General features: G+C 69.9%; 14 protein-coding genes. 9 read left to right on the top strand and 5 right to left on the bottom strand.

Going from position 1 to position 12,746, the window contains the following annotated elements; all coding sequences use genetic code 11:
• Both JHN45_RS45040 and JHN45_RS45035 read right to left on the bottom strand, forming a co-directional pair.
• Positions 1-523, bottom strand: a 523-nt coding sequence (locus JHN45_RS45040) for a DEAD/DEAH box helicase (protein ID WP_201055198.1), incomplete at its 3' end; no start/stop codon positions are given.
• Between the two features lie 57 nt (positions 524-580).
• On the bottom strand, positions 581-1,402 hold the full coding sequence (locus tag JHN45_RS45035) for a class I SAM-dependent methyltransferase (protein ID WP_200714620.1): 822 nt from the start codon (positions 1,400-1,402) through the stop codon (positions 581-583).
• A 395-nt stretch (positions 1,403-1,797) separates the two neighbouring features.
• On the opposite strand from JHN45_RS45035, the gene rpsA reads away from it, so the two are divergent.
• The 5 genes from rpsA (at position 1,798) to JHN45_RS45010 (ending at position 7,265) form a co-directional block, all read left to right on the top strand.
• A complete protein-coding gene (gene rpsA / locus JHN45_RS45030) occupies positions 1,798-3,303 on the top strand; it encodes a 30S ribosomal protein S1 (protein WP_200690747.1) in 1,506 nt (501 codons plus the stop codon).
• 236 nt (positions 3,304-3,539) lie between these two features.
• Positions 3,540-5,066, top strand: a complete 1,527-nt coding sequence (locus tag JHN45_RS45025) for a flavin monoamine oxidase family protein (RefSeq protein ID WP_234469058.1) — start codon at positions 3,540-3,542, stop codon at positions 5,064-5,066.
• Between the two features lie 135 nt (positions 5,067-5,201).
• On the top strand, positions 5,202-6,140 hold the full coding sequence (locus JHN45_RS45020; RefSeq protein ID WP_200714616.1) for a PAC2 family protein: 939 nt from the start codon (positions 5,202-5,204) through the stop codon (positions 6,138-6,140).
• Positions 6,141-6,213: 73 nt separating this feature from the next.
• Positions 6,214-6,834 (top strand): dephospho-CoA kinase, encoded by a 621-nt coding sequence (gene coaE, locus JHN45_RS45015; protein WP_201055190.1) that lies wholly within the window; start codon positions 6,214-6,216, stop codon positions 6,832-6,834.
• Between the two features lie 50 nt (positions 6,835-6,884).
• A complete protein-coding gene (locus JHN45_RS45010; RefSeq protein WP_019067641.1) occupies positions 6,885-7,265 on the top strand; it encodes a tetratricopeptide repeat protein in 381 nt (126 codons plus the stop codon).
• A gap of 18 nt (positions 7,266-7,283) precedes the next feature.
• Here JHN45_RS45010 and JHN45_RS45005 read toward each other — a convergent pair whose 3' ends face one another.
• On the bottom strand, positions 7,284-7,550 hold the full coding sequence (locus JHN45_RS45005; RefSeq protein WP_200714614.1) for a DUF6343 family protein: 267 nt from the start codon (positions 7,548-7,550) through the stop codon (positions 7,284-7,286).
• Positions 7,551-7,638: 88 nt separating this feature from the next.
• On the opposite strand from JHN45_RS45005, the gene JHN45_RS45000 reads away from it, so the two are divergent.
• Together JHN45_RS45000 and JHN45_RS44995 are read left to right on the top strand one after the other, a co-directional pair.
• A complete protein-coding gene (locus tag JHN45_RS45000) occupies positions 7,639-8,553 on the top strand; it encodes an acyltransferase domain-containing protein (RefSeq protein ID WP_201055188.1) in 915 nt (304 codons plus the stop codon).
• A gap of 139 nt (positions 8,554-8,692) precedes the next feature.
• On the top strand, positions 8,693-9,373 hold the full coding sequence (locus JHN45_RS44995; RefSeq protein ID WP_201055180.1) for a bifunctional 2-polyprenyl-6-hydroxyphenol methylase/3-demethylubiquinol 3-O-methyltransferase UbiG: 681 nt from the start codon (positions 8,693-8,695) through the stop codon (positions 9,371-9,373).
• A gap of 79 nt (positions 9,374-9,452) precedes the next feature.
• Here JHN45_RS44995 and JHN45_RS44990 read toward each other — a convergent pair whose 3' ends face one another.
• Positions 9,453-10,025, bottom strand: coding sequence for an RNA-binding S4 domain-containing protein (locus JHN45_RS44990; protein ID WP_201055178.1), 573 nt, complete (start codon positions 10,023-10,025; stop codon positions 9,453-9,455).
• Positions 10,026-10,174: 149 nt separating this feature from the next.
• On the opposite strand from JHN45_RS44990, the gene JHN45_RS44985 reads away from it, so the two are divergent.
• The gene (locus tag JHN45_RS44985; RefSeq protein WP_200714610.1) at positions 10,175-10,867 is read left to right on the top strand and encodes a uracil-DNA glycosylase; all 693 of its coding nucleotides are present in this window, start codon (positions 10,175-10,177) and stop codon (positions 10,865-10,867) included.
• A gap of 60 nt (positions 10,868-10,927) precedes the next feature.
• A complete protein-coding gene (pip, locus tag JHN45_RS44980) occupies positions 10,928-11,890 on the top strand; it encodes a prolyl aminopeptidase (RefSeq protein WP_200714609.1) in 963 nt (320 codons plus the stop codon).
• Between the two features lie 13 nt (positions 11,891-11,903).
• On the opposite strand, the gene JHN45_RS44975 is transcribed toward pip, so the two are convergent.
• A complete protein-coding gene (locus JHN45_RS44975) occupies positions 11,904-12,569 on the bottom strand; it encodes a GntR family transcriptional regulator (protein WP_201055176.1) in 666 nt (221 codons plus the stop codon).
• Positions 12,570-12,746: the final 177 nt, after the last annotated feature.

Genomic DNA, 12,746 nt, shown 5'->3' with positions numbered 1-12,746 from the left:
AGCCCTGCGCGTCGGTGGTCGCGGACGCCGCGAGCAGCCGCAACTCGGGCCGCAGCGCCTCCCGTACGTCGACCAGGAAGGCCGCGACGGTGTCCGCGTCCAGATGCCGTTCGTGGCACTCGTCCAGGACCACGGTGTCGACGCCCGTCAACTCCTGGTCCCGCTGCAGGCGTTGGAGCAGCACCCCGGTCGTGACGACCTCCACGCGCGCGTGCCGCCCTACGACCCGCTCACCGCGCACGGTGTAGCCGACACTCTCGCCGACCTTCTCGCCCAGCAGCCACGCCATCCGCCGGGCCGCCGCCCGCGCCGCGATCCGCCGCGGCTCGGCGACGACCACCCGCCGCGCGGGCCCCTCGTTCCCCTTGCCGAGCAGCCCGGCCAGCGCGAGCGGCACCAGCGTCGTCTTGCCGGTGCCGGGCGGCGCCACGAGCACCGCGGCACCGCCCGCCTCCAGGGCTGCGTCGAGGCCGGGCAGGGCACTGCGGACGGGCAGCGCGTCGAGGGCGTCGTAGCGGATCACGCCCCCAGTGTCGTACGGCTTGCGAAACGGCCTCTACGCGCGCGTGCCCGTGTTCCCTCAGTCCCGGCCGCGGTCGCGTTCGCAGACGTAGATCGCCGTTCCGGGGATGAGGTTGCCGCGCAGGGGCGACCAGCCGCCCCACTCGGCGGTGTTCCAGGACGGCCACTCCGGCTCGACCAGGTCCACCAGGCGCAGGCCCGACGCGACGATGTCGCGGATGCGGTCGCCGAGGGTGCGGTGGTGCTCGACGTAGACCGCGCGGCCGTCGTCGTCCTGCTCGACGTACGGAGTGCGGTCGAAGTAGGAGGCCGAGACCGTGAGTCCCTCGGGGCCCGGCTCGTCGGGGAACGCCCAGCGGATCGGATGCGTGGCCGAGAAGACGAACCGGCCGCCGGGCCGCAGCACCCGGTGCACCTCGCGCAGCACCAGGGCCGGGTCGGCGACGAACGGCAGCGCGCCGTAGGCCGAGCACGCCAGGTCGAAGGATTCGTCCGCGAAGGGCAGCGCACCCGCGTCGGCGCACACCAGAGGGAACGATCCGCCAATGCGCAGCGCGTGCTGGAGCTGGCGGTGCGAGAGGTCCAGGGCCACCGGACGGGCGCCCTGGGCGGCCAGCCAGCGCGAGCACTGGGCCGCGCCGGCGCCGATCTCCAGGACGTCCTTGCCCTTCAGCTCCTCGGGCGGGCCGAGCAGTTCGGCCTCCACCTCGTCGAGGCCCTCGGGGCCCCACACGAACCGGTCGTCGCCGAGGAACGTGCCGTGCTCGACCTGGTAGTCGTCCGCGTTCCGGTCCCACCAGCCGCGGTTGGCGCGCGAACTCTCGGTGACGTCGGCGTCACGTCGGGTGGCTTCCGGTTCGAACGTATCGGGCTCTTGGATGATCGGCTCCCTCGTCGTACTCTTCCGTCACCTCTACGGTGCGGCTGCCCCGGTGGCGTCACTGAAGGGGTGTGTCAGGCCTGCGTGGCCTCGCGGGACACGTTTTGTGCCGGGTATGCGGCGATCCGCCCCGGGTGTGCGCCTTCGCGCATTGACCCTGCCTGGCTGCCCCCGTATGCTACAAGTTGCGCTGCGGGCCTGCGCACCTCAGACGTAGCAGGTTGCGCTCGCATCTGTATGTATGTCCCCTCGGTTTTCGAGGCGCCAACCGGACACCCTGGTGTTCTGGACTGGCGCTTCCTTGGCTGTCCGGCCTTCTGCAGAGCGAAGCGAAAAAGGCTCTCGGCGTGAGCAGTACCTACGACTTCAATGTCCGTACCGGAGCCCTTTCCCACATGACGAGCAGCACCGAGACCACCGCCACCACCCCGCAGGTAGCGGTCAACGACATCGGTAACGAGGAAGCCTTCCTCGCCGCGATCGACGAGACGATCAAGTACTTCAACGACGGCGACATCGTCGACGGCGTCATCGTGAAGGTCGACCGGGACGAGGTCCTGCTCGACATCGGTTACAAGACCGAAGGTGTCATCCCGAGCCGCGAGCTCTCGATCAAGCACGACGTCGACCCGAACGAGGTCGTCAAGGTCGGCGACGAGATCGAAGCCCTTGTTCTCCAGAAGGAGGACAAGGAAGGCCGCCTGATCCTCTCGAAGAAGCGCGCCCAGTACGAGCGCGCCTGGGGCACCATCGAGAAGATCAAGGAAGAGGACGGCATCGTCACCGGTACCGTCATCGAGGTCGTCAAGGGTGGTCTCATCCTCGACATCGGCCTCCGTGGCTTCCTGCCGGCTTCTCTCGTCGAGATGCGCCGTGTCCGCGACCTCCAGCCCTACGTGGGCAAGGAGCTCGAGGCCAAGATCATCGAGCTGGACAAGAACCGCAACAACGTGGTCCTGTCCCGCCGCGCCTGGCTGGAGCAGACCCAGTCCGAGGTCCGCCAGACCTTCCTCACGACCCTCCAGAAGGGTCAGGTCCGCTCCGGCGTGGTCTCCTCGATCGTCAACTTCGGTGCCTTCGTGGACCTGGGTGGCGTCGACGGTCTGGTCCACGTCTCCGAGCTGTCCTGGAAGCACATCGACCACCCCTCCGAGGTTGTCGAGGTCGGCCAGGAAGTCACCGTCGAGGTTCTCGACGTCGACATGGACCGCGAGCGTGTCTCCCTGTCGCTGAAGGCGACCCAGGAAGACCCGTGGCAGCAGTTCGCCCGCACCCACCAGATCGGCCAGGTCGTGCCCGGCAAGGTCACGAAGCTGGTTCCGTTCGGTGCGTTCGTCCGCGTGGACGAGGGCATCGAGGGCCTGGTGCACATCTCCGAGCTGGCCGAGCGCCACGTGGAGATCCCGGAGCAGGTCGTCCAGGTCAACGACGAGATCTTCGTCAAGGTCATCGACATCGACCTCGAGCGTCGCCGGATCTCGCTGTCCCTGAAGCAGGCCAACGAGTCCTTCGGTGCCGACCCGGCCTCGGTCGAGTTCGACCCGACGCTCTACGGCATGGCCGCGTCGTACGACGACCAGGGCAACTACATCTACCCCGAGGGCTTCGACCCCGAGACCAACGACTGGCTCGAGGGCTACGAGACCCAGCGGGAGGCGTGGGAGCACCAGTACGCCGAGGCGCAGCAGCGCTTCGAGCAGCACCAGGCGCAGGTCATCAAGTCCCGCGAGGCCGACGCCCAGGCGGCGGCCGAGGGTGTCGACACCCCGGGTGCGGCTCCGGCCGCGGCCGGTGGCGGCGGCGGTTCGTACTCCTCCGAGGGTGCGGACACCTCTGGTGCCCTGGCTTCGGACGAGGCGCTCGCTGCCCTGCGTGAGAAGCTGGCCGGCGGCCAGAGCTGATCACCTGAGCAGTAGCTCTTGAACTGAGGGGCCGTACCTTTCGAGGTGCGGTCCCTCAGTCGTTTCCCCGGCCTTGCAGAAACTTGTGGGATACATCAGTAACTGCCGTGCCGTAACCGGCCGTTGGCACGCTTCCCCGGTCATTCATGATCGGAGAGGGGAGCCGGACCATGGCAAGCGACCAGAGCCGACGTGCTTTTCTGCGGAACGTGGGCCTCACCGGTGGCGCGGGCACCATGTTCGCCACCATGGGGGCCCTCGGGCTCGCCCCCACCGCCCAGGCAGCCCAGCGGGAGCAGCCCTTCCGCGCCCTGAACGCAAGCGACTTCACGCTCACCGGACGCGGCGCGGCCAAGGTCGTCATCGTCGGCGGTGGCATCGCCGGACTGGCCACGGCCTACGAACTGGGCAAGGCCGGCTACGACTGTACGATCCTGGAGGCCAGGGACCGTACCGGCGGCCGCAACTTCACCGTCCGCGGCGGCGACACGACGACCGACCTCTACGGCAACCGGCAGACCGCCCGTTTCGCCGACGGGCACTACATGAACTGCGGTCCCGCGCGGATCCCGCAGTGGATGATCACTCTTGACTACTGCCGTGAACTCGGCGTCCCCATCCAGGTGTTCACCAACGTCAACGCGGACGCGTACCTCTACAACGAGTCCGCCGGGATGACCAAGCCCGAGCGCTATCGCACCGCCAAGGCCGATGTCTACGGCTATGTCTCGGAGTTGCTCGCCAAGGCCACCGACAAGGGCGCCCTGGACAAGGAGTTGACCGCGACCGACCAGGAGCGGCTCGTCGAGTTCCTGAAGGACTGGGGCGAGCTGGGCGACACGCTGAAGTACACGGGCGGTGAGCGGCGCGGGTACACGACCGTACCGGCCGCCGCGGGCACCCCGGGCGTGCTGCTGGGTGACGTACCCACCGCCTCAGAGGTGCTCGCCAGCGGTGTCGGCCGCTACTTCTCCTTCGAATTCGGCTTCGACCAGGCCATGTTGATGTTCCAGCCGGTCGGCGGCATGGACCAGATCCCGAAGGCGCTGACCCGGGCGATCGGCGCCCATCGCATCCGTACCGGAGCGGTCGTCTCGAAAATCACCGACAAGGGGAGTGGTGTTTCGGTCACCTACACCCAGGGAGGCCGCACCAGGGTCGTCGAGGCCGACTACTGCGTCGGCGCACTGCCGCCCAACATCCTCGCCAAGATCCCGCACAACCTCGGCAGCGGCGTCCAGACCGCCCTTGAGGCGATCACCCCGTCGTCCGCCGCCAAGATCGGCCTGGAGTACAAGTCCCGTTGGTGGGAGCTCGATCACCGGATCTACGGCGGCATCACCGAAACCGACCAGGACGTCACCCACATCTGGCACCCTTCGTACGGCTTCCATGGTGAGCGGGGCGTCCTCATCGGGTACTACAACTACGACGACGACGCGGACTCGTACGCGAAGCTCACCCCGAAGGGGCGCGAAGAGCGGGCGGTGGCCGTGGGCGTGAAGATCTACGGGGAGAAGTACCGCAGCGAACTGGCATCGTCCTTCTCCCACCACTGGCGTCAGACGCCCCACCTGGAGGCCGCGTGGCACGACACCCCCGGCGGCCCCGACGACGCCCGCTACAAGCCCCTCAACCAGCCCACGGGACGCGTCTACTTCGCCGGCGACTGGCTCAGCTACACCGACGCCTGGCAGCACGGCGCGTTCTCCTCCGCCCGCAAGGCCGTGACCGCGCTCCACGCGCGCGTGCTGTCCTCGTGACGTGGGCGCTCTCCTGGTGACGCGGGGGAGCGGCGCATGAAAAGCCAGTAAGAGGCGCCTGATCAGGGGCATGGGCGGGAATGCCCATGCCCTGGAGGGCGTTGTGCAGTACGAACACGAGGAGGAGCGGTCACAGTGCTTGATCCGCAGGGTTTGTACGCATGGGAGCCGAAGGGCCTGGCCGTCGTCGACATGGCGCTCGCACAGGAGTCGGCCGGTCTTGTCATGCTCTACCACTTCGACGGATACATCGACGCGGGCGAGACGGGCGACCAGATCGTCGAACGACTGCTCGACACGCTGCCGCACCAGGTCGTGGCCAGATTCGACCACGACCGGCTCGTGGACTACCGCGCCCGCCGTCCGCTGCTCACCTTCAAGCGCGACCGGTGGACCGACTACGAGGAGCCCACACTCGACGTACGACTGGTCCAGGACGCCACCGGAGCGCCCTTCCTGCTGCTCTCCGGCCCCGAGCCGGACGTGGAGTGGGAGCGCTTCGCCCTGGCCGTCCAGCAGATCGTGGAGCGCCTCGGCGTCCGCCTGTCGGTGAACTTCCACGGCATCCCCATGGGCGTCCCGCACACCCGCCCGGTGGGCCTGACCCCGCACGGCAACCGCACCGACCTCGTCCCGGGCCACCGCAGCCCCTTCGACGAGGCACAGGTCCCCGGCAGCGCCGAGGCGCTCGTCGAGTACCGCCTCATGGAGGCCGGCCACGACGTCCTGGGCGTCGCCGCGCACGTCCCGCACTACATCGCCCGCTCCCCGTACCCGGACGCGGCCCTGACCGTCCTGGAGGGCATCACGGCGGGCACCGGACTGGTCCTCCCGAGCATCGCGCACTCCCTGCGCACCGAGGCCCACCGCACCCAGACCGAGATCGACCGCCAGATCCAGGAGGGCGACGAGGAACTGGTGGCGCTCGTCCAGGGCCTTGAGCACCAGTACGACGCCGCCGCGGGCGCCGAGAGCCGCGGCAACATGCTCGCCGAGCCGGTCGAGATCCCGTCCGCGGACGAGATCGGCCAGGAGTTCGAGCGCTTCCTGGCGGAGCGCGAGGGCGACAACTAGCCGAAGCCGGCCGGCGGTTGACAGTTGACGGTTGCCGAGTGGCCTGTCAGTGACAGGCCGTAGGCTTCTGTCCATGCTGAAGGTCGGCCTCACCGGGGGCATCGGTGCCGGTAAGAGCGAAGTGTCACGGCTGCTCGTCGGGTACGGCGGCGTACTGATCGACGCCGACCGCATCGCGCGCGAGGTCGTCGCGCCCGGAACCCCCGGGCTCGCGGCCGTCGTCGAGGCCTTCGGCGAGGACGTGCTCGGCGCGGACGGCGGCCTCGACCGGCCGAAGCTGGGCAGCATCGTCTTCGCCGACCCCGAGAAGCTCGCCGTGCTCAACTCGATCGTCCACCCCCTGGTGGGCCGGCGCTCCCGAGAGCTCGAAACCGCGGCCGCCGACGACGCCGTGGTGATCCACGACGTACCCCTCCTCGCCGAGAACGCCCTCGCCGCCCTGTACGACCTCGTGATCGTCGTCGACGCGAGTCCCGAGACACAGCTCGACCGGCTGGTGCGGCTGCGCGGCATGACCGAGGAGGACGCACGCGCGCGTATGGCCGCCCAGGCGACGCGCGAGAAGCGGCTCGCCATCGCGGACATCGTCATCGACAACGACGTACCCCTGGAGGCGCTGGAGCGGCGCGTACGGGACGTATGGGCGGAACTGGTGCGCAGGGCACACGCGCCCCAGCAGCCACCCCAGGAATAGCGGGGCTTCTCCCGGGCGTTGAAACGTCCGAGCGAGGGAAGGAATTCGCCGTGCCCGAGAACAGCGGAACGACCGGACGTACTCCGGAGACGCATGTCATCGACTTCCGCGCCGCAGAGCAGCTGCTCGCCGCGCGGGACCCGCGGGGCGCGGTGAAGCTGCTCGACAACGTCATCGACGCGCACCCCGAGAACACCGCCGCCCGCCTGCTGCGCGCGCGTGCCTTCTTCGCCGCCGCGCAACTGCGCCCCGCCGAGCTGGAGTTCACCATCGTCCTGGAGCGAGAGCCGGACAACGCGTTCGCGCACTTCGCGCTCGCCCGGACCTACGAGCGGCAGGGACGCGCCGACCAGGCCAAACGCCACTTCCGGCTGGCCGCCGCACTCGATCCCCAGCCGCAGTACCTGAAGGCGGCCCGTTTCGACGGGTAGGCCCCGCGCGCGAGCCGGTCAGGGGTGGCGGTGCTCCGGCGGTCGGTACGGCGGGACGTCGGGGCCGGGCTGGTAGTGCGGGCCCTGGCGCATATGTCTGAGGATCATGGTCATGTCGACCGTGACGATCAGCCACAGCACCCCACAGGCCGCCGCCCAGCCGGGGCGTCCGGCGAGCGCGAACGCGGCCGTGCCGAAGATCGTCCAGACCAGCCCCCACACGCTCAGCCAGAACCGCGCCCGCAGCGGACTGCGCGCTGTCGTCGGCTCACTGCCCGTACGCATATCCGGATCACTACTCCTCCTTGAAACGTACTCTTCGGGTCGGACGTTCTCCACAGGTAGGAGACCCGACAGGGAGGGGAAGCGCACTGTGCTGCCGGACGCCGACGAACTGCGCGAGATCCTGCTCGACCTCGCCGTACCCCACGAGGACATCAACGAACTGGTCCGACTGCGCCGGGTGTTGGCCCGCGACCCCGATGCGGCAGGGCTCCTGGAGGAGTGCGTCGGGGAGCTGGTGAAGGACATCGGGGAGCACGGCCACTGGACCCGGCTCACCGAGCTGCTCCTCGCCCGGCTGCCCGAGGCCCCGCCGGAGATCGGCCCCTACTTCCCCGTGTACGTGTTCGTCGCCGCGCTGCCCGCCACGCGCGCGTACCACCGCGAACGCGGAATCCCCGCGGACATCTCCCGGCGCACCCTCGCCGACCTGGGACGCAACATCGCGGTGCACCACAAACGGTACGGCGGGGCAGGTCTGCCGTTCCCGCAGTGGCTCGTCCCGCACTTCCGCGGCGAGCTGTACCAACTGGGGCGACTGCAGTACGAACGCGCCCGGCTGGGGGAGCGCACCGCACAGGCGCTCACGGCGGCCGGACTGGACGTCGAGCCGGGGTCGCCCTGCCTGAACCTGCACATCCCCGACTTCCAAGGACCGCTCTCGCCGACCGCCTGCGACCACTCGCTGGAGCTGGCCCGCCCGTTCTTCGCCCGGCACTTCCCCGAGGAACGCCATGCCATCGCGGTCTGCCACTCCTGGCTGCTGGACCGGCAGTTGAAGCAACACCTGCCGGCCGACTCGAACATCGTCCACTTCCAGGAACGGTTCCGGGTGGCCTACGACGACACGGAGCCGACCGACGGCGATCCGGTCCAGTTCGTGTTCGGCAACCCCGCTCTGCCGGTGGCGACCCTGCCTCGGCGCACGTCCGTGGAGCGGGCCGTCGGGGACCATCTGCGGGCGGGCGGACACTGGTACCTCGGGCACGGGTGGTTCCCGCTCTGAGCCCGGGCCCGCCGTCCGGGTCCGGCGGATTCCGCCCCAACGGTTGCCTCTCCCAAGGGAATTGACTCGTACGAGTGAACCAGTGCGAGTCGGGAACGGGTGTGCGGTCGCGGGCCGTTGGACGGGCATGCGACTCGAAATGCGTGAGGGATACGAGGGGACAGGACCCGGGGCGATCACCCCGGACGGCTGCGCGGTGGAGCTGTACTCACGGCTGTCCGTGGGAGCGGAGCCGGACATCATCACGGCGGCCGTGCCGGCGGGCGCGCGCATCCTGGAGCTGGGCAGCGGGGTGGGACGGGTGACCCACCCCCTCCTGGAGCGCGGGTTCACGGTCACGGCGGTCGACGAGTCCGCCGAGATGCTGGAGCGGGTCCGGGGCACCCGCACGATATGCAGTCCCATCGAGAATCTCGACCTCGGCGAGACCTTCGACGTCGTGATGCTGGCGTCGTTCCTGGTCCACGCCGGAGACGAGGAGGTGCGGCGCGGACTGCTGCGGACCTGCGTACGGCATGTCGCGGCGGGCGGCTGTGTGCTGATCCAGCGGGAGGGCGAGGACTACCACTCGAACGTGCCGCGCGAGCGCGTCGACCCCAGCGGGTTCACCGTGCGGATGGTGTCGGCGGAGCCGGTCGGCGACGGGGTCGACTCCGTCCGCGCGGAGTATGTGTTCCCGGACGCGGTCTGGACGCAGACGTTCCTGTCCCGGCCGTTGACGAAGGACCAGTTCGAGGAGGCGCTTGCGGAGGCGGGACTGAAGGTGGACAGCTATCTGACACCGGACCGGATATGGGTGCGGGCGGTGCCGATGGACTGACGACCTGAGGGCGGGCAGAAGGTGGGGTTGCCGCGACTGCCCCGACGGCTGTGACGACGGGCGTGCCCCGCGCCCGATCTCACCGTTGCGTGCCCCTGCGGGTGGTGCGGCGGGCGGTGCCGTGTGCTTGGCGGTGCGGGTCGGGAGCTTCGCCGGAGGTGCCGGCGGCGGGCAGATCGCGCAGGCGTTCCAGCTCGCGGCGGTCGCGCTTGGTCGGGCGACCGGTGCCGCGGTCGCGGACACCGGCCGGGGCCACGGTCTCGCGGGGCGGGGGCGGCGGGGAGTTGTCCACATAGCACTCGGCGGCGACGGGAGGGCCGACCCGCTTGCGGATGACGCGCTTCACGACGACGATCCGTTCCCGGCCCTCGTGGCGCAGGCGTACCTCGTCGCCGACGCGGACGGAGTGGGCGGGCTTCACCCGCTCGCCGTTGACGCGGACGTGGCCGCCCTTGCAGGCGGCGGCGCCCATGGAGCGGGTCTTGACCAGCCGGACGGACCAGATCCAGCTGTCGACGCGGACGCTCTCGCCGTTCGAGGGACCGGCGGCCACGGCGGCGGCCACGGCATCGCCCTGCGGTTCGGGCGCGGGGCGATGGTCGTCGGTCTCGTCGCTCACGTCGTCGCTCTCGTGCACGCCCTCGGAAGCCATGCGCCGATTTTAGTCCCCGGGGGACAGCGGGCAGTGGCAGTCGCCGACGCCGCCGGTCAGGGTGATCGGCCGATCCGCGGCTGCCCGGTGCTCAGGCCGATCTGCACCGGAGCCCGTGCGGTGATCGCCGGAGCCCGTACGGTGAGGGCATGAACCTGTCCGACCTCGATCGCAGGATCACCGGCTGCCGGGCCTGCCCCCGGCTGGTCGCCTGGCGTGAGGAGGTCGCCCGCACCAAACGCGCGGCCTTCGCCGACTGGACGTACTGGGGCCGCCCGGTACCCGGCTTCGGTCCCGCCGACGCGCCCCTGCTGATCATCGGCCTCGCCCCGGCCGCGCACGGTGCGAACCGGACCGGCCGCATGTTCACGGGTGATCGCTCCGGGGACGTCCTGTACGAGGCCCTGTACGACGTGGGGCTCGCCTCGCAGCCGACCGCCGTGAGTGCCGACGACGGCCTGGAGCTGTACGGCGTGCGCATCACCTCGCCGGTGCGCTGCGCACCGCCCGCCAACAAGCCCACCCCCGAGGAGCGTGACACCTGCCGCTCCTGGCTCGTCGACGAACTGACGCTGCTGCGGCCGACGTTGAAGGCCACGATCGTGCTCGGCGGCTTCGGCTGGCAGGCCGCGCTGCCCGCGTTCGCGGCGGCGGGGTGGGCCGTACCGAGGCCGCGACCGGCGTTCGGGCACGGGGTGCGGGTGCCGCTCGACGGTCTCGACCTCTTCGGCTGCTTCCACGTCAGCCAGCGCAACACCTTCACCGGGAAGCTCACCCCCGCGATGCTGCGGGACGTGCTGCGCACGGCGGCCGGGGCGGCGGGGCTGCCGACCGCGCCATGACCGCTGGAGGGGATTCTTAACCGGTGGCAGGGCGTTCGCGGCGGACGTTAGGGTCGCCGGATGGGCCTGTATCCGGAGATCGAACCGTACGACCACGGCATGCTCGACGTCGGAGACGGCAACCTCGTCCACTGGGAGACCTGCGGAAACCCGAACGGCAAGCCGGCGGTCGTGCTGCACGGCGGCCCGGGATCGGGCTGTTCCCCCTACCCCCGGCGCTACTTCGATCCCGCCGTCTACCGGATCGTGCTGCTCGACCAGCGCGGGTGCGGACGTTCCACCCCGCACGCGAGCCGCTACGACACCGACATGAGCGTGAACACGACGGCTCATCTGATCGCCGATCTGGAGCTGCTGCGGCGGCACTTGGGGATCGAACGGTGGCTGGTGTGGGGCGCGTCGTGGGGCTCGGTGCTCGGACTGCGGTACGCGCAGACGCATCCCGGGGCGGTGTCGGAGCTGGTGCTGACCTGTGTGGCCACCGGTTCCGATCCGGAAGTGACCTTGCTGACCAGGGGACTTGGAAAAATCTTCCCCGAGGCCTTCGAGCGGTTCATCGGTGAACTGCCCGTGGGGGAACGCGACGGGAACCTCGCCGCCGCCTACAACCGGCTCATCGAGTCCCCCGACCGGGCGGTGCGGGAGCGGGCGGCGCGGGCGTGGACCGACTGGGAGACGGCGATCATCCCCGCCCCGCCGCGCTCCGAAAAGCGGTACGAGGACCCGAAGTTCCGTATGTGCTTCGCCCGTACCGTCACGCACTACTTCGGCAACGACCACTTTCTCGGCGAGGGCAACGACGAGGGCGTCGTGCTCCGGGACGCGCACCTGCTCAAGGGCATCCCCGGCACCCTCGTCCAGGGCAGCCTCGACCTCGGCAACCTGGTGGGTTGCGCCTGGCGGCTGCACCATGCCTGGCCCGGCAGCGAGTTGGTGATCGTGGACGAGGCCGGGCACAACGCGAGCGCGCCCGGTGTGGCGGAGGCGCTGGTGGCGGCGACGGACAAGTACGCCCGTCGTTAGCCCGGTTGGTCAATCAGGCCAGTTCGTCACCGAAGAGATGGCGCACCGTGGAGCGGTAGTTCGCCTGGACGTGGCTGAGGGCGTGGGCGCGGGCGCGGTCCGGGTCGCCCGAGGCGATCGCCTCGTACAACTCCTCGTGTTCGGTGAGGAGTTGGGGCCACTCCTCGTTCTGCCTGGTGAGCCAGCGCAGTCGGCCGTCGACCGGTTCCATGACCGAGATCAGCAGGCTGTTGCCGGCCAGGGCCAGAATGCGGTCGTGGAAGCGGGTGTTGACGTCGGTGATCGCCTCGGCGTCGTCGGAACGGGTGGCCTCGGCCGCGCTGTCCAGCAACTCCCTTAGTTCGGCGAGTGCTTGAGGGGTGGCGCGGGTCGCGGCGAGCCCGGCCGCGTACACCTCCAGCGCCTCGCGCAGCTCGAACAGCTCCTTGACGTCGGTCGGGGTCAGCCGTCGTACGACCGTGCGGCGGGCCGACTCGAACAGGACGAAGCCCTCCGCGACCAGGGCCCGGATCGCCTCCCGGACCGGCACCCGCGAGACACCGAAGCGTTCGGCCAGCTCGCGTTCCACCAGCCGGTCTCCGGGGCGGAGACGACCGGCGATGATGTCCTGCCGCAGGGTCGCCAGGACGCGTTCGCGCACCGCCCCGAGGGGTTCGATCTTCGCTGTCATGGAGCTCATGGGGCCATCTTCGCCGACTCCGGGTCTGTTTTACGGAGCGTTAACAACGGTGACATCGGTCGGAACGGTTGACGGGAGGACTATGACGGCAGTTTGGTATACCAAACGACACCGGCAGCCGTCCTGTTCCCCCTTCTCCCACCCCACCCCCCACCCCTCCTCGCACCTCCGTCCCCT

The organism is Streptomyces sp. MBT53 (assembly GCF_016654115.1).
Taxonomy (GTDB): domain Bacteria; phylum Actinomycetota; class Actinomycetes; order Streptomycetales; family Streptomycetaceae; genus Streptomyces.
The sequence above is the reverse complement of the archived record's forward strand: the minus strand, read 5'-3'. Positions and strand labels throughout refer to the sequence as shown.